Source organism: Paenibacillus pinihumi DSM 23905 = JCM 16419 (assembly GCF_000422505.1).
GTDB lineage: Bacteria > Bacillota > Bacilli > Paenibacillales > Paenibacillaceae > Paenibacillus_D > Paenibacillus_D pinihumi.
Map to the genome: position 1 here is coordinate 45,956 of NZ_AULX01000029.1, position 21,840 is coordinate 67,795.

Genomic DNA, 21,840 nt, shown 5'->3' on the forward strand with positions numbered 1-21,840 from the left:
TATAATCGAGGCCTGCAAGCAGATATACCAGCTACCTCCCGGCAAGCTGGCGGTACTGCGTAGGTGTAATGCCTGAATAGGATTTAAAAATGGAGCAGAAATATTTGTAGTCGTTGTACCCTACCTTCTCCGCAATTTCAAATACGCGGTCATGTGTCCTGCTCAGCATTGCTTTGGCATGGTCAATCCGCACTTCGTTCAAATACTCGGCAAAGCCCTTGCCAAAATATTGATTGAACAGGATGCTGAAATAATTCGGTGTAATTTTGAGCCATGCCGCCACCTCAGACGCCTTCAAATCCTCTGTATAATGAGATTCGATATAATTTTTGATCCGGTTAACGGTCCAGTGATGCTTACCGCCAACATGCGGCTGGATGATTGCCAGCAAAGCTTGCAATTCACGGCGGATGGAGGCCAAAAGCGCAGGATAGGAACTACAGCCGTAGATATCAACACTGTGGAACAAGTCCTGTATTTCATCCGGCGCATCGAATCCGCCGGCACTCAGCCTGTGCTGGATGAGAATGTTCAGCTCCTTGAGCGCCTGGACCATATCCGCAGGCAGGTAGCGGCCTTCCCTGAATTGCTGCATAAGCCTGTTCAGCACATCCTCAAGCTCATCTGCGCTTCCCCCAACCAGCAGATTGGCCAGCTGCTTCTCGATCCCCTCAGGAGCCAGTATGCCGCGATTCCTGGACGGCATCACCTTTTCTGTAAAGATCAGTACCGTCCGCTTCTCCAGGAAGATGCTCTGCTGGACAGCCTGAATCGCCTGCTCACTATGGATGTAAGCCTCCGAAATTGATATAAACGCCTGAGATACGCCAAAATGAAGGGGTACCCCTTCCAGTTCCGGTGCATTTTCCAATGTCAGATACAGATCGCTATCCGGGAAATCACAGGACGCGACGCATACGGCAATCAGCAGATTCGGATGGGGAAACTGTGTAAACACCTCCACCCCTTGCCGGGATATCGCATGCTGAACCTTGTGCTCCCATCGAATGCGCAGCCTCTCCAACTCCTCTTGCCCTGCTTCGCCGGCCCACAGTGCATAATCCTCAAGTTGGCTGGCGATAACGCGCATGCTGCGGATGTTTGCCGCGAGCGGCGGCGGTTCCAGCCCTGAGGACAATCCGCCGCTCTGCAACAGCCGATTGAGCCAGCTCTGCCAAAGTTCCCGCTCCTGCTCTTCCCTCTGCCTGGATTCCTGCCGCAGCTCATGGCCAATATCCGATACCATTCCAACCAGTTCGTCTACATTGACCGGCTTGAGCAGATAATCCTTCACCCCGAGCCGGATGGCCTGGCGCGCGTAGTCAAAATCATCGTAGCCGCTCAGAATCATAATCCGGACATGCGGATATTGTTCCCGGACATGCTTCGACAATGACAGCCCATCCATTCCATCCATATGAATATCAGTCAGGATGAGATCGACTGCATGGGTATTCAATAGCTCCAGTGCCTCCATGCCATCATAGGCCTCTCCCGCCACCTCGACCCCGATCTCTTCCCATGGAATGGTCTCCCGCAACCCTCTGCATATAATCGGCTCATCATCTACAATCAGCATCTTGATGGTCATATAGCCTCCTGTCTGTTCCTGGTAACAGGAACTCTTAGCCGCACACAAGCGCCATCCTTATTATATTCAGCGGGAAATTCCACCCCGTAGCCGCTGCCGAAGGAAAGGGTTATCAGTTCATTAATATTAAATATGGCATGGCCGACAAGTGCTTCATCACTGCTCTGCTTGTTGATTACAGCCTGAATAGCCCGAAGCTTTTCCTCTGAGAAGCCGGTTCCGGTATCCCTGACATCGATGATCAGCTCATCGGCGTCACTGCGGTAGCATCTGACCCGGATTTCCCCCTTTTGCCGCGGATGAAGACCGTGCTTGATGCTGTTTTCCACCAGAGGCTGGATCAGCCGCCGCGGCAGCACGGAATCCTTGAGGGATACATCGACAAACAGTGAGAAGGTCAAATTGCTGCCCAACCGCTTCGTTTGCAAGTTCAGATAGGACCGGACAAATTCCAGTTCATCCTCCAGCGTTGTCGTCTGCTTATCCCGGTTCATGCTCATCCGCAGGAAACCGGACAGCGATTCAATGAGCCGGCTCGTCTCCGGCGCTTTCTCCAGACGTGCCGTCCAGCGGATAATATCCAGTGTATTGTACAGGAAATGCGGGTCCATCTGGCTCTGCAAAAACCTCAGCTCCGATTCCTTCTGCCGGATCTCCAGCTTGTATTTCTTGTCGATCAGCTCCTTGATCGTCTGGACCATCCGGTTGAACTGGCGGCCCAACTCGCCGATTTCATCCCGGGACCGCACCGTAACATGGGCCGAGAAATTGCCGGTGCTAAGCCTGCTCGTTTGCTTCTTGAGCTCCAGCATCGGACGGATAATGGCAAGCTCGAAGCCGATCAGCGCAAGCAGGCCGAACAGGCAGACGAGCCAGAACAACACCTGCAAGGATACCTTCAGCGCATTCGTCTTCGCAACAATTGTCTCTTCCTTCACCAAAGAGACGACATTCCATCCCGTAGCCCGCATCCGCTTGCTGAATACGACATACTCGCTGCCGCCAATATCCATCTCCTTGATTTCTCCAGGGTTGCGCTGCACGACCCCAAGCAGCCCGTCATTGGGATAAGGCTTGCCGACCAGCTCATTGTCACTGTGGAGCAGCACAGTCCCATCCGGCCGAAGGATGAAGATCGAGCCCTTCTCCTCCGGTACGGCTGCCGTCAGCAGCGACGAAATTTCCGCTTCATTCAACCGGATAATGACCATCCCCACCGACTTTGTCAAATCGTAATACGAGTTGATGACGCGGAACAGGGAGATGACCCGCTTTGGTCCGGTCCATGCGCTGACAAGCGGATAGGCGTTCGACCATACAATCGCACCCTTGCTTGCTTTGGCATGCTCGATCCACTCCTGCTCCGGCCCCTCCACCGGCTCCCCAAGCTGCAGCGTATTGCCGTTGTTGCCCTGGAGTGTAATGGATTTGATATAGTTCCTGGACATGAGCTGGAACCCGACGAACCCTTCAATCGAGACACGGTCGGCATTCAGCTGATCCAAAGTCTCCGCAGTCTCCGGTGTCTGCATAAAGCTGCGGAAATCCTCCTGATAGATCATATAATCCGTAATATCATCCACAGTCTTGATCTTCTCGTACAGATTCATTTCAATGGTGTTCAGGTTCTTCTCTGTCGAATCGATAAACTGCTGCCGCAATATAATTTCGTACCTGTCCAGAAATGCATAGCCGACAAGCACGGAAGGCAGCGTGACTAACAGTACGAAGATCGCCACCGACTTCTTTCGCAAGCTGATGCCCGTCAGACTAAACCATTTCCGTCTCATCGCTGCCACGCCCTCTCCAAGGACGGTCTTTAAGGAGCCAGGCTCCCGTTTCTAACTTCCGCCCCTGCTTCTCTATAATAAATGAAGGACGATAGGAGAAGCCACTAAATTTTGGTTACCCTTTCACCGCGCCTGCCGTCATCCCCTGAACCAGCTGTTTTTCCAACAGCAGGTAAAAGGCGATTAGCGGCAGCAGCGCCATTGTGAGTGCAGCCATCTGCATCGTCTGGAACTTCGTCTCCGTTCCCGCAAAATTGGCAAGTCCAAGAGGCAATGTCTTCAACCCCGTCTTGCTGATCAGTACGAGCGCGAACAGGAATTCATTCCAGTTGTAAATGAAGTTGATAATAACAACCGTAGCGATGGCCGGCCTTGTCATCGGCAGAATGATCGACCAGAAGATATGGTAGACTCCGGCTCCATCAATAATGGCTGACTCCTCAATATCCTTCGGGAACGACTTCATGAAGCCAACGAGGATAAAGATCGTAATCGACAGGTGAAAAGCCGTATACGGCAGCACCAGCGACAGATGTGTGTTGAGCAGACTAAGGTTTTTCATCAGAATAAAGATGGGAACCAGTGTCGCATGAATGGGAATCGTCATCCCGACAATGAACAGCCCGTATACCCACGTCGACCATCTGTAATTAAACCTCGCGATAAAATAAGAGGCCAGCGCGCCGAGCAGCACAGTCAGAAGGATAGCTCCCGCCGTGACAATCAGGCTGTTCCAGAAGTAGGTCCCGAGATGGGCGACCTCCCACGCTTTGGCGAAGTTGCTGAAATCCCACTGCCAGGGCAGCCCCATCGGATTGACGGAGAATTCCTCCTCTGATTTGAATGCGCTGGTCACCATCCACAGGATAGGCAGAATGTTCGCCACACACAGCACGGCAAGAAACAGATGAATAACAGATAATTTCATACGCGTTTGTTTCATAGCTCCTCCTTCACCCTTTAGCGGTTGCGCTGCGTAATCAGCTTGGCCGCGTAGATCGCAATCAGGCTGAACAACAGAATCAGCATGGAGACCGCGCTTCCGTATCCGAAATTCATATTTTGGAACGCATTATTATACATATAGATCGTCATAACTTCCGTATTGTGGGCCGGGCCTCCGGCGGTCATGACATAAATCAGGTCAAATACACGGAAGCTGTTGCTGATCGCAAAGATGAGCGTGACCCAGATGGTATCCTTGAGCATAGGCAGCGTCACATACCAGAAGTGCTTCCAGCCGCTTGCACCGTCCATGAGAGCCGCCTCTCTCATCTCCTGCGGAATATTTTGCAGGGCGGCCAGGAAAATGACCATGAAAAAGCCGTAGTTCTGCCAAATATACGTAATGCTGACCGACAGCATCCCGAGCTTTGGACTGCCGAGCCAGTCCTGCTGCCAGCTCTCCAGCCCGATAAGGCCAAGCAGCCCGTTCAGCATTCCCGATTCGATCTTGAACACCATGCCCCAAATAATCGAGACAATAACGGCAGAGATGACTACAGGTAAAAACAGCATCGACCTGTACACCTTGATTCCTTTCAAAGAACGGTTGAGCAGCAGAGCGAAAAACAAGCCGATCGGCAGCTGTCCGAATATTCCGGTCGCCAGCATAAACAGATTGTTGCCTACCCCCTTCCAGAACACACCATCGGTCAGGGTTGAAATATAGTTGTGCAGTCCCACATGGCGCATAGGAGACAGTCCGTCCCAGCTAAAAAACGAATAATATAGCGACATGCCGATCGGCACCAGCGCAATTCCCGTATAAATCAGGAGAGCCGGCAGCATTCCGAAAAATACGGTCCATCCTGTTCGCTTCAATCCATGCATGTGCATCCCTCCTTTCCACATTTCATACTGCCTGTTAACAGCTTATAATTGTTTATTGCTATCGCATCCCAGGGCTTGCCGGGGTCAAAGGCTCACAGCAAGCGACCTGGAGCTGGCAGCAATCTCCTCGGCAGTCACCTCACAGCCGCGTTCATCTGATACATACATGCCTTCACTAATGAGCAGCGTAGCCAGCGCGATGTCCGCTGTCGGGAGCAGGGAAACCCTCCCCTGGAGCGCGGCGATCCAATGCTGCTGGGAAGAATCATAGGCGTCTTCATCGGCTCTGAGCCGGTGCCAGCGCGTATCCATCCGGTTCAGGTCCACCCTGCTGTCCACATCCATATCCGCAACTGTCGTATGGAAACTGAATTCCCCCGTCTGCTCGCCTGAATGATAGGAAGGCAGGCGAATCCCGCCCCTGGAGCCAATAATGCTGCTCCCTTCTATGCCGCCGAGATGGACTGCCCACGCTTCGAAGATATCAAGCGTGGCGCCGCTCTTGAACGTAACGAATCCAAGCGCCAGCTCCTCCACATCAAAGCCGCTATCCGCCCGGCGCTGCGGGTCCATGTCCATCTGCTGTACAAGCCTGCCGGTTATCCGGCCGACTTCCGTCTCACTCATCAGATAGAGCATCTGGGCAATATGGTAGACGCCCATATCCAGCAAGGCGCCACCGCCTGCACTGGCCTTGCGGGTAAAATGAACGGTGCCGAAGCCGTCCACATACGGACGTCCCCTTCTTCTAAAGCCATTGGAGCGGCCATGAAAAATATGGCCGAGCTGCCCGTCATCAATTAACGACTTGGCGGCTTTCGTCTCCTTCTTATATAAGCTGTTCAACTGAATATGGAGCATTTTACCGCTCGCCCTCGCGGCCTCCACCATCGACAATCCGTCATAATAGCTGCCCGCAATCGGCTTTTCGCAATAGACATGCTTGCCTGCTTCAAGCGCCGCAATCGTAAGCGGGGCGTGAAAGTTGTTGTGCAGACAAACATCAACGGCATCAATGTCATCTCTTTCCAGCAAGGCTTTGTAATCGGTATACACATGGGGGATTCCATACTGGTCTGCGACCGCCTGCGCTTCCTGTTCATTGAGATCACAGACGGCAACAACGTCCGCGCCCGGAATCTCCGCGTAATTTTTCACATGCGTCTTTCCGATAATGCCAACACCGATAACACCGATTCTAATTTGCTGCATGCTGCTGCCCTCCAATACCGCGCTCCCGCCCGGCTGCATTCGTTCTGACCAACAATCGCTTCACAGATGCCAATGCCCATTCCAGCTCAATAAAGGGATGTTCGGGAGCATTGTATTCTACCGCCCAAGCCCCTGCATAACCGCTGTCCAGAAGATGGTTGATGATTGGAGGCGTTTCTTCTGCGACAATCGACCTGGCATCCAGATGAACATGATTCACCCAGGGGGCGAGGAGCCGTTCTCCCGGCTCCGTCCCCTCCTGCCAGCGGCCAATATGCAGCAGAATGCCATAGCCGGGATGACCGACTGCCTCTGCGAGCTGCTTCATCCACCCGGCATGAAGCGAAATGCCTGTGTGATTCTCCGGCCCGACGGTATAACCGTAATCTGCAGCCCGCTGGGCATATTCCTGATAGCGTTTGACGGTATATTCAAATTGCGCCTCTGTCGGCTGAACCGGCCCCCGGCTCGTATCGATGCGAACTGTACGCGCTCCAAGCAGCTCTGCCGCACGCAAGTAATCCATTGCATTGCGGTGGAGCTTCTCCCGCACGTCAGCATCTTCATCCCATAAGTGGGCCCGATCCACCGCAAAATTGGCAAGCGTAAGCCCCTTCTCCTCCATCGAATTCCGGATTCGCATGAGCAGCGCCGTGTCTGCAACCGGATAGAACGGGTCACTGCGGTCCGTCATGAACCCGTTCCACAAATCCACCGATTGCAGCCTGTAGCGATGTGCCGCCGTTTCCAAATATCCGAAAATATCCATTTTCCCTGCACTTAACAGCTGGTAAAAAGAAAATCCTCCGAGTGAAAGCTTCATGCGCCTGCCTCCATGCATTTGAATTGTAGGGTAGTCCGTTCCGCGATAGCACGCAGGGTATATGTTTTCGCTTCCTATCTTCTGTTCTTATCCATCGTATCCTGCAGTTCCTTTGCAACCTGCTCCGGCGTTTTCTGCTTGGTCAGGATGGCTTGAATGCCATTTTCCATTGCATCTTTGAGTGCGGGTTGCATGACGCTGTCAAATACAACCGCCGATCCGTTCTTGGTCAGCTCAAGCATTTCTTTCAGGTACGGGGTCGTATCCGCAGGTGTCTCAACCAAGGCCGGCACGACGATTCCCTTGCTCATCAGTGTCGTATACAGCTCAGGCGCATAGAAAAATTTCAGAAACTTCATGGCCGCTTCTTTTTTCGCATCACTAAGTCCCTTGCTCAAACCGATTCCATATTGAATGACGCCTGCGCTTTTCGTCGGATCGCCTTTGCCGCCTTCTACAGCCGGGAAGAGCGCAATGCCGATATTTTCTGCTGCGGCCTTGTCCGTATTGCCTGCCCGGAATTTCGTATCAATCGTCGAGCTCGTTATTGTAATCGCAGCTTTCTTCTGCAGGAAGTAATCCTGCTGCTGGACCTCATCCATCGTATTAATATCCGCATTGAAGGCCTCCAGATTGACCAGCTCAGATACGGTGTTCAAGGCGTTCACATAATCAGGATCGGTAAATTTCGCCTCTCCCTGAATGACTTTTTGCAGGAAATCGCTGCCCGCAAAGCGGTCGCCTACTGCTGAAATGAAGGACGACTGCATCGGCCACCGGTTTTTGTTCCCCATGACAATTGGCGTAATTCCGGCCGCTTTCAGCTTCTTGGCCATTTCAAGAAACTCGGAATAGGTGGCAGGGAATTCCTTGTACCCTACGCTCTCAAGCAGGTCTTTATGGTAGTAGATGATATCGACAAAAGTCATTTTGGTCGGAATCGCGTACTGCTTGCCGTTCACATTGAAGCCAGCCAGCGCCTGCGGAGGCAATATCCCCTTCCATTCATCCATAATCTCATCAATCGGCATCAGCACATCGGCTGCAATATAAGGCTCCATCTCTACAGCCGGGAACAGGATAAACATATCCGGCATGCTGTTGCCCGCAGCTTCCGTACGGAGCTTCGTCCGGTATTGGGCGGACGGGATATCCTGCGCTTCAATATTGATGTCAGGATTCTGCTCCTCGAATTGCTTGATCCGTTCCTTATAATACAAATTGTCCGCATTAGGGCTGGACCAGTTGTATTCCATCGTCAGCGTCACAGTCTCTTTCTTTTCATTGCCCTGACGATTGCCCTCCCCGCCCGTTGCCCCTCCACATCCAGACAGCAGCAAGGCAGCAGAAGCTGCAATTAGTACGGTTTTAAAAATAGAGCTTTTCACAAGATCAGACCCCTTTCGAATGTTAGTAATAGTGACGCAATATTTCATGAATTTATTATAACTCCCGTTGTATACGCTTAACTATCCCATAGAAATACAATAAGGTTTAAATTTTTAATCTCAGTCTTATTTTTTTGATACTTTTAAGATTTTGTGTAAGTTTATATAACATATAAGAAAGCGCATTCAATTTATTTTGTTATTTTGGGCTCTGATGTCAGTTTTAATTTCAAGTCCCTGGGGTGCGTCCATGAAGAACAATAGAATTTTCCGTTAAAGCTGTCCGGGATGGCAGATTAGATACCGCAGTATACTGTCCGAAGCGTATTTTTAGCGGCAAAATGCATAAAAGAATCTATTAGAAGGCCATAACTCCGGGAGCGGTGACTTCGGACAAATGGCGTAAGTTCAACACACTGTCATGATTCGGTCATGAATGGGGTTGGATTGGAGTCTTCAGAGGGTTTACAATACATTCAGGCAACCTGAAACCATATATATCAAGGGGAGGTTATTCCGATGAAAACTTTGCTGCTGCTTGGCAGCCTGAATCTGGCTGTTGTCATCATGCTGGGAGCATTCGGCGCCCATGCGCTCAAGAAAAAACTGACAGCTGACATGCTGGATATCTATCAGACAGGGGTTCTCTATCATCTCATCCATGGCCTGGGACTGCTGCTGCTGGGAGTGCTGGCTGGAGGCGTATTGCAAAGCGGGCTTGTTCTGACAGCAGGCTGGCTGCTGTTTGCGGGAATTTTGCTGTTCAGCGGCAGCCTGTATGTGCTTGCGCTTACCGGGGTCAAACGGCTGGGAGCCATTACGCCGCTAGGCGGCTTATGCTTTATCGCCGGCTGGATCATCGTGGCCGTTGCTGTCATTCAGGGGTAATACATCATTATCAGGTCTAAAATGAAAGGAAAAGGGGGAAGTAAGGCTGCCCCTTTTCCTTTTTATCTTGCAGCATTATTCAGCTTGCAGAAGCTTCAACAGCCGACTTACAGACTCTGCATGCTCCGGCTGATTGTCCCGGATTGCCGCCAATAAGGGCCTGGCCTGCCGGAGCCAGAGATAGCTGTAATAGTAGTAACTGAAGAAAGAAGCCTGATCATAGCCTTGCGGCTCCTCTTCCTCCCATGCCGCCTCATCCTCTTCATCACTCTCCGGCCATAAATAGGACTCGCTCAGCAGCTGTGCAGGATCATCAACCTGGTCTCCCGCATCCAGCGGCTTTCCCTCCAACGCACTGGCAACTGCCAGATACAGCCCGATTTCATCCGGCTCCACATTTTTGGCGCCGCGCTGCCTGAGCTGCTCCAGCAGCACATGGATGACCCAAGGGGTTGCTTGCCATAATGTGCTTTGATGCTCAATCAAATTTGCAAGTTCGCGGTAGTTGCGCCTCTCCAGCAGCCCGGGTATTTCGCCTCCTCTGGCATATGAAGCAGTCAGACGCTGCCATGGAATATGTTCAACGGAAATGTTCACTGCCATTCACTCGCTTTCCATGCTTGTTGTTATCTCCTCATTCTAGCGAATGGGAACGGTCAGCAACAATGGTCCTATCGTCCCGGACAGAAAATGTACACCATAAAAACACCGACAAGCAGCGCTTATCGGTGTTTAGGAAGAAAGTTTCAAGAAGCCTTATTTTGCCTGTACTTGGGCTCTCAGCGTGTCATTAAGAATGACAATCTTCCCGAAGCCGCTTCCTTTTTTTATATCTTTTTTACCGAATCCGATTGGTGGAATCATAGGTACACCCCCTTTTAATGTGACTCTTTGTAGCTACTGTATAAATTATAAAGAATAGAGATGTCAAAAAATAGTGCTTAAATCACAAAAACACACCCAAAACATAAATTTTTTTCAATATGGCTTTGAAAAGTAGTGCTTCCTGTCTACCTGGCCTGTTTACTCATATTCCATGACCCAATACTTTTCACCGTTCTTCTCTTCTTCAATAACCTTCTTCCATCCGTTACGCTCGTAGAAAGCCAACGCTCTGATGTTCTCAGAGACACATTTCAGTCTTAACGGCGTATTCATCTCCAGGGCAGCAGCGGCGAGCAGCCTCGTTCCGGCTCCTTTGCCAAAGTGATCCGGGTGGACAAATAACAGATGAATAAAATTTTCCGGCACATATAAAGAAACAAATCCAAGGATATGCCCTGCCTGCTCGGCTACAAGAATATGTTCTTCCTCTGTGTCCCGGTCAAAATCCTGCAAGGCCATTTCGTCCGGATTCGCCCAGTGGAACTGCTGCCTGCGCGATTCCAGATAAATTTGCCGCAATACGGAATAATCCTGATTGGTTGCTGTTCGAATATTCAATGTCCTGCACTCACCTTTGACCCGAGTTTATAAGTTCAGCTTCATGCCCTCATGGCTCGATACAAATCCGAGACGATGATAAAACCGGTGGGCATCGACGCGCTGTTTATCCGTTGTCAGCTGCACCAGGCTGCATCGCTCAGCCCTGGAAACCGCAATTGCTTCTTGAATTAGAGCCTCGCCTATTTTTTTGCCCCGGTGCTGCTGATCGACACGGACGCCCTCAATTTGCGACCGCTTCATGCCAAGTCTCGATAATCCGGGAATAATCGTTAACTGGAGGCAGCCGATCACCGCTTCGTCTTCAACCGCCACAATAATCTGGTTTCCGCCTTGGGCTTCCATATCAGCGAATGCCTCATAATACTCCACCGGCAATGGATCTTCATAACGTTCACGCTTTGCCCCCAGCTCATCATCAGCAAGCATCCGGACGATAGCCGGCAAATCTTCTAGGGTCGCTTTTCTGAAAATCATGGCAAATGCACTCCTTATGTAAATGAATGATGACAGCAGCTCGACATGTCTTTGGGAAATTTGATTCTGTTTGATTATACCATTTTTTCGGTCAGGGATGGCCTCTGCTTGGGTACCCTGTCGTATAGAGCAAAGTACAAAGCAAAGTACAAACATTAAAAAACCGATCCCCAAAATGAAGGAACCGGCCCTTTTGTTACTCTGATGCAGAAATATTTATTTCCAGAACAGACCTGTGTTGTCCTGTTCCACCAGCTCAAGCTGACGTTCAAAATCTTCTGCAGGATCGATACAATCAACCCGCTTCCATTTATCCTCTTCATCCCGCGCATAGACGCTCCATTTATACCGGGCAAGCTCAAAGCGGACAATTCCGGTTCTCTCCCATGTATACCTGTGGCCGGAAGGCCGCTCTTCGTAAAGAGTCAGAAGGTTCTCCTTCCATTCATACACCAACCGCACCAGGTCTCTTACATGACGAGGCACTTTGGTCGCAATGTAGCCGTCCATGACCGCTTCAATTCTGCACTTCGTGAACAGGTCCAGCCCGGCAGTCCCATCAGGCGGCTTCACCTCCGGTTCTCTCTTTCCATCTAATAAAAGATTTTGATCCATCGTCTGACATCCCCCAACCAAGCCCTTCATGTAAGCCGCTTACCAACTGGATTTGGTCACACCCGGAATTTGTCCTTTGTAAGCCAGCTCTCTAAATACAATACGGGAAACCCGGAATTTGCGCAAATAGCCATGCGGCCTGCCTGTCAACTCACAGCGGTTATGAAGCCGGGTCGCCGAAGAATCACGGGGCAGCTTGCTTAATGCTTCGTAGTTCCCCTGCTCCTTAAGCTGCTTTCTTAGCTCTGCATACTTCGCGACGAGAGCTTGTCTTTTTCGTTCCTTGATGACCTTCGATTTCTTTGCCATAATAACCGTCCTTTTATTGTAATTTTTACTATTTATAACAGATGCAAATTGTTTTGTCTTGTCCGGCTCCAAATGATTGGCATGCCTGCTGCATTCATAGTTGATTAAAATTTGGGCAGCGGATCGGCCAATTCCCGCCAATTGCCTGCCACCATTTCAGTGTCAGTCAGCAGCGTCTCATCCAATGTACGGATGATTTCCTCACGGTCCATCTGAACACCGATGAATACAAGCTTGTTTACCCGGTCGCCCCACTGTTCATCCCAATCCGCAGGTTTTGGAACATCATTTCCGAAATAAGCGAACCGCTCCTCTTCCGACAATGCGGATACCCAAAGTCCCGCAGGGGACAGTTGCAAGGATATCCCGGCCTGGCTGAAAGACAATGCCATATTGTTGCGGGTTGCCAGCCACACAATGCCCTTGGAGCGGACAACAGACTCCGGCCACTTGCCCATCCATTTCCGCAGGCGTTCCGGGTGGAACGGCCTTTTCCTCAAATATACAAATGAAGATATGCCGTATTCTTCGGTTTCCGGTGTATGATGCTCCTTCTCCAGCTCCCGAATCCAGCCCGCCGAGCGGCTGGCGGCTTCAAAATCGAACAGGCAGGTGTTCAAAATTTCCTGCGGATTTACAACCCCATTTGAAGTACGGATCAGTTTCGCTCTCGGCTGAAGCCCTCTTAAAGCCGTTTCCAGCTTCTCAAGCTCGCTGTCGCTCACCATATCGCATTTGTTCATAATGAGCACATCGCAGAACTCCACCTGATCAATCAGCAAGTCGACAACGCCGCGATTATCCCCTTCCCCTGCTTCCTGGCCACGATCCATGAGACTTTCCCGTGTGTGATAATCTTTCCAGAAGGACCCCGCATCCACAACCGTTACCATGCAATCCAGCCGGGTCAGCTTCGACAGGTCGATATTCTGTTCTTCATCCACGTAAGTGAAGGTCTGGGCCACGGGAAGCGGCTCGCCTACACCTGTGGATTCAATCAATATGTAGTCAAATCGCTTCTCCAGCGCCAGCCGCTCGACCTCCTTCAGCAGATCATCCCGTAATGTGCAGCAGATGCAGCCGTTGGACATTTCCACCAGCTTTTCCTCTGTGCGGCTTAGCCCGCCTCCGCCCTTCACCAGCTCTGCGTCAATGTTGACCTCGCTGAGGTCGTTGACAATGACCGCCACCCGGAGACCTTCACGATTGTTCAGCACATGGTTGAGAATTGTCGTTTTCCCCGCTCCCAGATAGCCGCTCAACACGGTGACCGGAATTTTATTTTCCATTGTCTGTGTGCTCATGTTTTCAACACCTCATTTAATTGTAATTATTACTATTAATAAAATATACAGAGGTTTTGCCGGACTGTCAACAGGGGGTGGTGTGAGGCATGTCAGGTAGCATTGCTTTTATGTATGAATTGTTGAATTGATATGGTTACCTTTTATTATGGTCAGTTAAGTGGGCTTCTTCATTACATAAGCTAAATAGGCTTTTTCCAGCTTCAAATGAAGCAGCTGTACACGAATGGAATCTTCTAAATGATGGACACTGAGCAGAATATCTTGTACAGTTAATTTGTCACATCGGCTGCCGCTACGATAAATGTAATCAAATATGGCGCTCTGGCATTGTTCTATCGTTTCCAACTGCTTGTAGTAGTTGTCTTCCTGTTCAATATAAAGGTTGTACGTGTCCATTTGTTTCATGATTCACCGCCTGATTGAATAATGGGAGCATAACAATTACATTTTATTTCCTTGAGTTGTTCACAATATTACTCTTAAGAGTATATAAACATTATATTACTTTTAAGAGTAATTATCAATGATAATATTTTTAGCTTATGCTATAGTAATTTCAGATGCATAGAGCCCTAACGTAAGTATTTATTTATGGAGGAATTAATTTTGAAAATCAAAATCCGTTTGAAAGAAATTCTGGAGGAAAAGGGAATAAGCCAGCGCCAGCTTTCCCTTAAAATGAATATGCGCCCTGCAACAATAAACCATCTCTGTTCGGATTCTGTAGATAGAGTATATATTCGTACATTGGAGCAGATTTGCGATGCTTTAGATATTACAGTGGATCAGCTGTTGGTATCTGTAGAGTCTGAAGAAGCTGCAACGGAAAAGTAGGATTAGGATAATGGGGTATTTCACTTTTAAATAAGAACTTTTTTATCAGAAATTCATAAAAGCATGAAAAAAGCTTATTCCCATGACTATCAATTTGGAATAAGCTTTAATATTTTCAATATAGATCAAGCAGCCGCGGGTACTGACAGTCACTGGAAATATTTATAATTTCCCGTCGATTACAATGCAATATCTTTTCTGAGAACTCTCGTTCCTCCTGCAACGCAAAATGGTTGATGGTTCTTGGGAAATTGATAGAATGAAGTAATTTGGTAATATGCAGCGATTTCCAACTTGCTATCATTGAGAAAAATACTCTATTAATGTTTTAATCATTTGTCCAACACTTCCATTGTTCATATATGAATCGACTATTGTTACTGTAGCAGATGATGTTGAAATTACACCATTGAATACATTAGCGAGTTTTGATTTAAGACTATTAGGTATACAACTATCCTGTTTTGTATTTAAATGATTTATTAACTCATTCATAACTTCAACAATAGCTTCAGATTGTGAATCCAATATATTAGGGATGATATCCCTTACATCTTTTTTTGTTACAGTTTCAAACCTTCCTGCATTCAAAGCTATTGTTAAATCAAATGCATCATAGTAACTAGTTTTTCGATGTGCACTAAAATCACCATCATATCTTTCAAAATCAACAGCCATACTAAATAATGACCTTTCAGTTGTATGAACCAAGATTGATGCCTCTTTGGTAGCTGTGTTAACGTAAAAGTCAAAAATCCCAGGATTTTTATGAGAGAACCCGTCCATATAAACGTTAGGCTTTGGCCCAAACTTTATCAACTTAGGCATATAACCCACAGGACCTGTCACGCATATAAGAAAGCCTTCTGGCACTCCATAATCATCAATAAATCTAATTTTATTTTCTGAAATTCTATAACAACTTGTCTCGCGTCCTTTTGGCTTTTCTTGAATTGTTACATTCTCGTCAGAAATGATTATGGGAAACATTGGATTATTCAACTTTGTCGATGGATTTTTCATTGTTTCGTATGTCCAATTGATATATTGTCCATTTGCAAAATAAACTTTAAAATCTGCGCGTTCATTTACTTTTTGCACCAACACAAAATTATGATACATTCGGCACCCCATGTATGTTTTTTTAATTCTATCGTATAGCACCAGATTTATGTACTTTGTTTACTCTTCCTAAATTGAAATCTCTCTATTTCGCTTATTATAGATTGGATACAATTCCTGAATTCAATGTTTTCCCTTGCTTATCAGCATATATTTAACTGTCCAATTGAGCCAATTTATACTGTAATCAAAAGCTTCGTATATCACGTAAAAATCAGGTTCATATTTCTTTTTCTACGTATAACCCTCGGTCATCTGATTCGTGTATCTAAGCTGATAATCAAATTTATGGAAAAAAAGCAACAAAAGAGAATTGTAGAAACAAGGAAAACTCTTGCTACAAAATAGTTACGTGCATTTCTCAAGAACCAAAATTGGTTCGTGTAATATGGTTTTAGGTGAAGTACAATGCTTCGCAGGCATTTTAGAAAGAGTTTTTCTGCGCCCATTTCTCAACTACTTGATCTAATATATCTCTTTGAGTTAGACTTCTTGAATTATAGTATGGATTTCGTTCATCCCTTGGTAAGCAACTAATTGCTACTAAAAATGCTCTCTTAACCCAAGGATCAGAAATAATACTAAATTTGTTTTCTCTAAAATATCTATAATTTTTTGATCTGCCTAAATTCAAAATCAGCTCTCTCACTGTGAAATTATCATCATACTTCTTTATTAACTCTGAAAAATATTGTTTATTGTTCCATTCATCATTATTAGAAAATAGATGCAATAGCCATGATCTATTAAATTCTAACTCACTCATAAAACTACTCTGAAGTAAGCTTATCACTTTACTTCCTATTTCGTGCTTTTGTTCTTCACTATAAGATCTAACTAGTTCAAGATGATTAATAATAGTTTTAATAATAGGGAATAACTTCCTCATATTTTCTTCTGTCAATACTAATTCTGCTACTTCAGTATTATCAAAGCGCGCTAAATTGCCGATTAAAAATTTAGCAAAGCCTATATCAAACTCATCTTTACTGAGTTCCTCTTCTAATAATTCGAATATATTTAACTCATGGAGTTTTTCTAATTCTTCTTCTTCTAAAGAGGTAAGATCGATCTCTTCGTAGAAATCTCTACTAAATCCCAGCTTATCTAATAATTCATAAAACTCTTCAATTATTCTATCTTTTTCTCTATCCTTATATAAATAGAGGTGCTTAGAAATAAAGCTTTCTTTCGTCAAAATTTTAGTTTTTTGTTCATTTAATTTTAAGTTTAAGATATCATACAGTTTTTGTGCCAAAAATGCTAAAGATTTATAGGCCTCATTTTCAGATTTACAGAAAAGTCGATAATCATCCACATATCTAATAAACACAATATCATTATCAATAAGTATCTGATCAATCTCATTCAGTATAAGCTCAGCTATCGGGCGGCTAAACTGAGGACCAATTGGAAGCCCTTTATGAGTTTGGCTGATATGCATAGCCTTAATTATATTAATTAAAGTTTCAGCATGAGCGTTCTTTCCACTTGATCTTACACATTCGCGTAAATGAGTCTCAATATTATGTAGATATATACTTGGATAAAAGTCCGTAATATCTGTCATCACCACATAAGAATATTCTTCTGATTCCAACAAATCTCTTGTCTTATCCTCAAATTTCTTCCAATTATATTCCGAATCAAACAGGGCTCCCTCACTTTCAGGATTTAACCTGAATGAAAAAACAACATCATTCGCAGCCGGTATTCTTTTGTTCTCGATTTCTTTGTATATTTCATAAATCAATGCACTATACACAATTGAATCTAATGGGTCTAATTGAGTACATATTCTAAAGCCGACACTGCTCTTCGGCGTAATAGTAGTTCTATATGGCCTAACTCCATTAGAGTAAACATCAATTGTTAATAGATAGCTTCTCACATCATCCCAATTTTCATTAATTGCTTCAAATTCAAAAGGTTTTGGAAAAACATAGGAATCGCTATATTTATTAATATGATTCAAAGACCAATTGAGGGACTCTTCTTTTAGTTTCAGCATTTTGAAATTTGACCTCCTAATTATTTATGGTAATTCACCTAACGTAATATTCACAAAACTCGTAAATCTAAGAAATACTATTGATTAATGAACCATTACGTATAAATACCCTTTTTCAAGCATGCTTTTATTATACTATTAAATGGAAGAATATGACGATCACTAATCTTATACTTTTAAACAAAAAACTCCCGCCAAAACATCAGCAGAAGCTCTTTTGAAAAATTGATTTTCGCGAACATTCCATCAATGACAGTTAAGTGTCGGTCAACAACTAGCTCTACCCAATACAAGGAAGGTGCAGCTTAATGCTCTTATCAGCGCTGTACATGCATTTAACGTCAAGGCCGCGGCGGGGTTTGATTCATCCTTGCAGCCCGCCTCCTTCCATACTTTCCGCCGGCTCTACTCTTACGGTCCGACAAGCGCTGCGGCTCTAGTCGAATCAACTGCTATGGATCGCAGCGCCGAAGCAGCCTTGTCAAACAATTGGAGTCCCTTGAATATGTCAAAAGAGATGCATCTCCTGATGATAGCCGCTCCATTCTCCTCTCGCTTACCGAGTTTAAGCAGCAAAAGGTCATTTACGCTCTCCAAGAAAAAGAGCACATTTTTTGAACGGATCTCAAGTTTTAGTGATACTCAGCTTCGTGATTTTACTCTGACTCTCAGACAATTAAACGGGTTTCCAATTCTTTAGGAGCTGTGTAGCATAAAAAAACGGGGTATCCAGTGGTCAGTTTTCACTGACTTTCTGGACAACCCCGTTATGAAACCCTTCATACATTGTAAATAGGCTTGTCTATCTTCCGCGGCGCGACCCCGGAAAAACCGCAGACATCATTTTTTGGGCCGCTCAAAGATTAAATCGTAATAGGAGCCTACGCCGTTAATTGCCATTCCTGGTGCCAGCAACTGTACAAACCTCCATCCCTCTCTTGCATGTTCCTCAATGACATCCTGATAATTTACTTTTGGTTTACTCGAAATTCTGGTGAATTCAATTTTCACAAATTTATACTCATACAATTTAATCTCATCCTCTTCATGTATTAAGTTCTGTAACTTTGCGTTCAGATAATTCCACTTTCTCTAACGAACCATTTCTAATATAAAATAATTGATCAAAAGTTTCTATTAGTTCATCCTTATCATGAGTGGCAATTAAAATGATTAGTCCGTGTTTACTTGATAAGCTTAATAACAATGACTTGAATACATGTATGCTATCGTCATCCAGTCCATTGGTCGGTTCATCTAATAATAGAAACTTGCCGGCCATCATTATTGCAATAATTAATGATATTTTTTGTTTCGTACCTAAAGAATAAGTTTTTACTTTCTTATCAATGAAATTTTGAAGTTGAAACTCTTCTATTAAAAAATCCAGGTCGTAATTTGATTTTGGCAAATCAGATGTGAACAACCGAATATTTTTTTTCCCGGAAAGAAAGGGATACAACTTGGGGCTTTCGATATGTATTCCAATTGGGGAATAATCATCAGGAAATAATTTCATAGTCTGATTATTTTCATCGGGTTCTAACCCGCTTAATAATTTTAACAGAGTTGTCTTTCCTGTTCCATTCTTCCCAAGAACGCCATAGATTTTCCCCGGATTCAAATCGAAATTCAAGTTATCGAAAAGTACATGATTATTCATTTTTTTACTTAAGCTTCTTATTTCGATAGTCAAATTAGTTTCCCCCTTTTCCTATCGAAAATAAAATAAGACAACATCAAAATTATAGCCATATATATAACGTACATGGATAAAGTGAACAGCAATGAATAGCCGCGGTCAACGCCAGTGGACGGCAGGTTGAAAAAATAAGAGATATCAAGATGATTAAGAATAATAAATCGCGATATAAAGAGATCTTTCAGCAGGCTATATAAGCCCACTTTTGCGATTTCAACAATGAATAGAATGGAAAGAACAAACACATAGTTATTAACCAATATAGCAAAAAGGACTGCCAGGTTAACATAAAAAACGGCAGTATAGGTCTTCATTATTAGTAAAGAGAAAGCATTAGCAATCATTTCTGAATCTCCACCGTAAATAAATAGAGAGACAACACTTATAGACAAAACTAAAAATAAATTACTCGTCAATACGAACGCATATGCTGCAATCAGTTTGTTTAACAGAACTTTCACTGTAGAAATATTTTTCACAAAAGAATAGATCAAAACCCCATTTTTTTTATCATTTATAATTGAAGATGACGAACAATAAATATAATATATCAGTGATAAAAAAGAGATCGTATCCATGGCGAAGTTCTGAAAGATCAAGACTTCAGAGTTTACTGACAAAGCATCTTTGACAGCATTAATGTTGTCTCCTGACAATATAAGATATTGCAAGGAACATCCCAAAATCAAAAGACAAGTCAAAATAATAACCGGTTTGTGACGATAAAAATAAAGAAAAAATTCTTTGCTCATTTATTTCTCCTATAAAGTTTTTTTGAAATTTTCGTTATTTAAAATTGATTAGTAATACCAACAAATTAATAAGCGTTAGAAATACCCATAGAAGTAGAGACTTTTTCAATTCAATGTATCCGTTTCTCACAACAATAATAATGTAAATCAAATTAACTATGATTGCGGATATCACCTTAAAATATATATTAGTCGCCATGCTATAGAGAACCAAACTATCCATATAATTTACAGCAATAATCGTTAATGAGACAGGCAGGTACCCAATAATTAAATAGTAAAAACTTGTGAAGACAGAAGGATATTTTTCGCTTTTAAATAACAAGAGAAGAAACCGGTAGATGAATCCTTGAAATAACAGAAAAAACACTGAAAAAAACATAATGACAACATTTAAAAAAACAAGCATGATCTCTTCTGATTTGAATATGTTATTCTCACTAATGAAATTCCCTTCGAGCTTTACCAGTTCCCGACTTACAAACTGAACAGACAACAAATACCACAGCGTAAATAAAATCAAGAAAATTTTTTGTTGACCTTTTAATTTAACCACTTTGATCCTCCTAATAAGTGAAACGCGTTATATTCAATAATTGCCGCTACCAAATAGATTACGATTAGCCCCCCCGTGAATTTAAATACATAGCGTAAGGCCTCCAGGTTAAATTGTTTTTTTAATAAGTCTTTATAAAAGATAAACATCCTTTTGGAAGCTATAATGCAAATTACCCATGCAAACATTTCTAATGGAGTATGAAAAATAAGTGTTAAAAATGTTTTATATGAACCAAATAATTGAACTGCAAAAAAAATATTAAGCCCAAGAAAAAATCCATTAAATAAGATTATGGGATACGAAACGAAACTGGTAAGAAAAACTAATGCGAGACCTATCATTAAATTATTCAGGAATATATCTATTGTTGTAATATTCCCCTTGTCGATGGTCAGTTCAATATCTAAAAGGGAGCCGAATAAAATCCCCATAATGAGAGATATAAGCAGAAAAATAGAAATCCTGTAGATCTCTGCTCTTTTTATATTATATGTCAAATTCATCTCAATACTCCTGTTCCAACTCCAAATATTTGAATAAATCTTGCTTATACAAATCAACAGCTTTATTTGGTATCTCGATTAAATTAGCCTTATTCTGCATTACTATGCATTTAGCCGTATAAGTCTCCAGATCTATGAAGTTATGCGTAGTAATAATGATCGTAAACCCGTATTCATTATCTGCCAGTATTTTTTTAAAATATTTTTCTGACTTATAATCCAAACCATTAAAGGGCTCATCAAAGATGAGAACATCGGCTCTGGAAAGAAAGCCTGTCAGAATGATCAATTTTTGTTTTTGTCCCAATGATAAACCTTTCAGCTTAGTACTCAAAAAACTTTTAACCATCAGTGGTTCAAAGTATTCAAGAAGTGCTTGAATTTCCTGTTTCGTTTTTTTGTTATAATCAGCAATCAATTGAATAAATTCCTCTGCTGTCAATTCATCGAATACTAAGTATTCAAGGTCAAGGTAAATGACCTTTTTCTCTTTCAATAGTTTCTCAACAGATTCATTTTTGCTCTGCAACATGCTGGCCAAAAGTTGTACAGTGGTGGTCTTACCAACCCCGTTTGGTCCTACAATTGCGGTTACTTTTCCTTCAGGAATTGAAAATGAAAGATGCTCCAAAATAGCAGTTTCCTCAATGTTATAACTCAAATCCTTTATTTTAAGCATGA

23 protein-coding genes and 1 pseudogene are annotated in these 21,840 nt (G+C 44.3%); 3 read left to right on the forward strand and 21 right to left on the reverse strand.

What is annotated here, in order from left to right; translation table 11 throughout:
• Positions 1-31: 31 nt before the first annotated feature.
• The 7 genes from H583_RS0110950 to H583_RS0110980 all read right to left on the reverse strand — a co-directional run bounded on the left by H583_RS0110950 (position 32) and on the right by H583_RS0110980 (position 8,637).
• Complete coding sequence (locus H583_RS0110950) at positions 32-1,591, reverse strand: response regulator transcription factor (protein ID WP_028560507.1); 1,560 nt, start codon at positions 1,589-1,591, stop codon at positions 32-34.
• On the reverse strand, positions 1,588-3,381 hold the full coding sequence (locus H583_RS32590) for a sensor histidine kinase (RefSeq protein WP_051236307.1): 1,794 nt from the start codon (positions 3,379-3,381) through the stop codon (positions 1,588-1,590). Before H583_RS32590 ends, H583_RS0110950 begins: the two co-directional genes overlap by 4 nt.
• A 115-nt stretch (positions 3,382-3,496) precedes the next feature.
• Positions 3,497-4,324 (reverse strand): carbohydrate ABC transporter permease, encoded by an 828-nt coding sequence (locus H583_RS0110960; protein WP_028560508.1) that lies wholly within the window; start codon positions 4,322-4,324, stop codon positions 3,497-3,499.
• Positions 4,325-4,341: 17 nt separating this feature from the next.
• A complete protein-coding gene (locus tag H583_RS0110965; protein WP_036709243.1) occupies positions 4,342-5,214 on the reverse strand; it encodes a carbohydrate ABC transporter permease in 873 nt (290 codons plus the stop codon).
• Positions 5,215-5,298: 84 nt separating this feature from the next.
• Entirely contained in the window at positions 5,299-6,426 is a 1,128-nt protein-coding gene (locus H583_RS0110970; RefSeq protein ID WP_028560510.1) for a Gfo/Idh/MocA family protein, read from the reverse strand.
• A complete protein-coding gene (locus tag H583_RS0110975; protein ID WP_028560511.1) occupies positions 6,413-7,249 on the reverse strand; it encodes a sugar phosphate isomerase/epimerase family protein in 837 nt (278 codons plus the stop codon). Before H583_RS0110975 ends, H583_RS0110970 begins: the two co-directional genes overlap by 14 nt.
• A 74-nt stretch (positions 7,250-7,323) precedes the next feature.
• Complete coding sequence (locus H583_RS0110980; RefSeq protein WP_028560512.1) at positions 7,324-8,637, reverse strand: extracellular solute-binding protein; 1,314 nt, start codon at positions 8,635-8,637, stop codon at positions 7,324-7,326.
• Between the two features lie 519 nt (positions 8,638-9,156).
• On the opposite strand from H583_RS0110980, the gene H583_RS0110985 reads away from it, so the two are divergent.
• Positions 9,157-9,525 (forward strand): DUF423 domain-containing protein, encoded by a 369-nt coding sequence (locus H583_RS0110985; protein WP_028560513.1) that lies wholly within the window; start codon positions 9,157-9,159, stop codon positions 9,523-9,525.
• A 75-nt stretch (positions 9,526-9,600) separates the two neighbouring features.
• On the opposite strand, the gene H583_RS0110990 is transcribed toward H583_RS0110985, so the two are convergent.
• The 7 genes from H583_RS0110990 to H583_RS0111025 all read right to left on the reverse strand — a co-directional run bounded on the left by H583_RS0110990 (position 9,601) and on the right by H583_RS0111025 (position 14,081).
• The gene (locus tag H583_RS0110990) at positions 9,601-10,128 is read right to left on the reverse strand and encodes a hypothetical protein (RefSeq protein ID WP_036709245.1); all 528 of its coding nucleotides are present in this window, start codon (positions 10,126-10,128) and stop codon (positions 9,601-9,603) included.
• Between the two features lie 420 nt (positions 10,129-10,548).
• On the reverse strand, positions 10,549-10,968 hold the full coding sequence (locus tag H583_RS0111000) for a GNAT family N-acetyltransferase (RefSeq protein WP_028560515.1): 420 nt from the start codon (positions 10,966-10,968) through the stop codon (positions 10,549-10,551).
• A 27-nt stretch (positions 10,969-10,995) separates the two neighbouring features.
• Entirely contained in the window at positions 10,996-11,445 is a 450-nt protein-coding gene (locus tag H583_RS0111005; RefSeq protein ID WP_028560516.1) for a GNAT family N-acetyltransferase, read from the reverse strand.
• Between the two features lie 216 nt (positions 11,446-11,661).
• Positions 11,662-12,060, reverse strand: coding sequence for a DUF3024 domain-containing protein (locus H583_RS0111010; protein WP_036709248.1), 399 nt, complete (start codon positions 12,058-12,060; stop codon positions 11,662-11,664).
• A 39-nt stretch (positions 12,061-12,099) separates the two neighbouring features.
• The gene (gene rpsN / locus H583_RS0111015; RefSeq protein WP_028560518.1) at positions 12,100-12,369 is read right to left on the reverse strand and encodes a 30S ribosomal protein S14; all 270 of its coding nucleotides are present in this window, start codon (positions 12,367-12,369) and stop codon (positions 12,100-12,102) included.
• 104 nt (positions 12,370-12,473) lie between these two features.
• Positions 12,474-13,673, reverse strand: coding sequence for a GTP-binding protein (locus H583_RS0111020; RefSeq protein WP_028560519.1), 1,200 nt, complete (start codon positions 13,671-13,673; stop codon positions 12,474-12,476).
• A gap of 156 nt (positions 13,674-13,829) precedes the next feature.
• The gene (locus H583_RS0111025; RefSeq protein ID WP_028560520.1) at positions 13,830-14,081 is read right to left on the reverse strand and encodes a hypothetical protein; all 252 of its coding nucleotides are present in this window, start codon (positions 14,079-14,081) and stop codon (positions 13,830-13,832) included.
• A gap of 201 nt (positions 14,082-14,282) precedes the next feature.
• Between H583_RS0111025 and H583_RS0111030 the strand changes: the two genes are divergently transcribed.
• The gene (locus H583_RS0111030; protein WP_028560521.1) at positions 14,283-14,510 is read left to right on the forward strand and encodes a helix-turn-helix domain-containing protein; all 228 of its coding nucleotides are present in this window, start codon (positions 14,283-14,285) and stop codon (positions 14,508-14,510) included.
• A gap of 300 nt (positions 14,511-14,810) precedes the next feature.
• On the opposite strand, the gene H583_RS0111035 is transcribed toward H583_RS0111030, so the two are convergent.
• Positions 14,811-15,632: a hypothetical protein gene (locus tag H583_RS0111035; RefSeq protein ID WP_028560522.1), complete on the reverse strand. Its 822-nt coding sequence runs from the start codon at positions 15,630-15,632 to the stop codon at positions 14,811-14,813.
• Between the two features lie 424 nt (positions 15,633-16,056).
• Entirely contained in the window at positions 16,057-17,643 is a 1,587-nt protein-coding gene (locus H583_RS0111040; protein ID WP_028560523.1) for an RNA-directed DNA polymerase, read from the reverse strand.
• A 298-nt stretch (positions 17,644-17,941) separates the two neighbouring features.
• Between H583_RS0111040 and H583_RS37570 the strand changes: the two are divergent.
• Positions 17,942-18,343: pseudogene (locus H583_RS37570) on the forward strand (MarR family winged helix-turn-helix transcriptional regulator).
• A gap of 140 nt (positions 18,344-18,483) precedes the next feature.
• Here the strand turns inward: H583_RS37570 and H583_RS0111050 are convergent.
• The 5 genes from H583_RS0111050 to H583_RS0111075 form a co-directional block, all read right to left on the reverse strand.
• On the reverse strand, positions 18,484-18,672 hold the full coding sequence (locus H583_RS0111050) for a DUF4177 domain-containing protein (protein ID WP_028560524.1): 189 nt from the start codon (positions 18,670-18,672) through the stop codon (positions 18,484-18,486).
• Positions 18,673-18,688: 16 nt separating this feature from the next.
• Positions 18,689-19,339, reverse strand: coding sequence for an ATP-binding cassette domain-containing protein (locus H583_RS0111055; RefSeq protein ID WP_028560525.1), 651 nt, complete (start codon positions 19,337-19,339; stop codon positions 18,689-18,691).
• Entirely contained in the window at positions 19,336-20,097 is a 762-nt protein-coding gene (locus H583_RS0111060; protein ID WP_028560526.1) for a hypothetical protein, read from the reverse strand. Before H583_RS0111060 ends, H583_RS0111055 begins: the two co-directional genes overlap by 4 nt.
• Positions 20,098-20,640: 543 nt before the next feature.
• Positions 20,641-21,159, reverse strand: a complete 519-nt coding sequence (locus tag H583_RS0111070; protein WP_028560528.1) for a stage II sporulation protein M — start codon at positions 21,157-21,159, stop codon at positions 20,641-20,643.
• A gap of 1 nt (position 21,160) precedes the next feature.
• Positions 21,161-21,838 carry an ATP-binding cassette domain-containing protein gene (locus tag H583_RS0111075; RefSeq protein WP_028560529.1) on the reverse strand — a complete coding sequence of 226 codons (678 nt, stop codon included), beginning with the start codon at positions 21,836-21,838 and terminating at the stop codon, positions 21,161-21,163.
• Positions 21,839-21,840: the final 2 nt, after the last annotated feature.

Excerpts from the sequence above, each read along its gene's own strand:
- H583_RS0110950 (WP_028560507.1), bottom strand. The coding sequence starts at position 1,591 with ATGACCATCAAGATGCTGATTGTAGATGATGAGCCGATTATATGCAGA.
- H583_RS32590 (WP_051236307.1), bottom strand. The coding sequence starts at position 3,381 with ATGAGACGGAAATGGTTTAGTCTGACGGGCATCAGCTTGCGAAAGAAG.
- H583_RS0110960 (WP_028560508.1), bottom strand. The coding sequence starts at position 4,324 with ATGAAACAAACGCGTATGAAATTATCTGTTATTCATCTGTTTCTTGCC.
- H583_RS0110965 (WP_036709243.1), bottom strand. The coding sequence starts at position 5,214 with ATGCATGGATTGAAGCGAACAGGATGGACCGTATTTTTCGGAATGCTG.
- H583_RS0110970 (WP_028560510.1), bottom strand. The coding sequence starts at position 6,426 with ATGCAGCAAATTAGAATCGGTGTTATCGGTGTTGGCATTATCGGAAAG.
- H583_RS0110975 (WP_028560511.1), bottom strand. The coding sequence starts at position 7,249 with ATGAAGCTTTCACTCGGAGGATTTTCTTTTTACCAGCTGTTAAGTGCA.
- H583_RS0110985 (WP_028560513.1), top strand. The coding sequence starts at position 9,157 with ATGAAAACTTTGCTGCTGCTTGGCAGCCTGAATCTGGCTGTTGTCATC.
- H583_RS0110990 (WP_036709245.1), bottom strand. The coding sequence starts at position 10,128 with ATGGCAGTGAACATTTCCGTTGAACATATTCCATGGCAGCGTCTGACT.
- H583_RS0111005 (WP_028560516.1), bottom strand. The coding sequence starts at position 11,445 with ATGATTTTCAGAAAAGCGACCCTAGAAGATTTGCCGGCTATCGTCCGG.
- H583_RS0111010 (WP_036709248.1), bottom strand. The coding sequence starts at position 12,060 with ATGGATCAAAATCTTTTATTAGATGGAAAGAGAGAACCGGAGGTGAAG.
- rpsN (WP_028560518.1), bottom strand. The coding sequence starts at position 12,369 with ATGGCAAAGAAATCGAAGGTCATCAAGGAACGAAAAAGACAAGCTCTC.
- H583_RS0111020 (WP_028560519.1), bottom strand. The coding sequence starts at position 13,673 with ATGAGCACACAGACAATGGAAAATAAAATTCCGGTCACCGTGTTGAGC.
- H583_RS0111025 (WP_028560520.1), bottom strand. The coding sequence starts at position 14,081 with ATGAAACAAATGGACACGTACAACCTTTATATTGAACAGGAAGACAAC.
- H583_RS0111035 (WP_028560522.1), bottom strand. The coding sequence starts at position 15,632 with ATGTATCATAATTTTGTGTTGGTGCAAAAAGTAAATGAACGCGCAGAT.
- H583_RS0111040 (WP_028560523.1), bottom strand. The coding sequence starts at position 17,643 with ATGCTGAAACTAAAAGAAGAGTCCCTCAATTGGTCTTTGAATCATATT.
- H583_RS0111060 (WP_028560526.1), bottom strand. The coding sequence starts at position 20,097 with ATGAGCAAAGAATTTTTTCTTTATTTTTATCGTCACAAACCGGTTATT.
- H583_RS0111070 (WP_028560528.1), bottom strand. The coding sequence starts at position 21,159 with ATGAATTTGACATATAATATAAAAAGAGCAGAGATCTACAGGATTTCT.
- H583_RS0111075 (WP_028560529.1), bottom strand. The coding sequence starts at position 21,838 with ATGCTTAAAATAAAGGATTTGAGTTATAACATTGAGGAAACTGCTATT.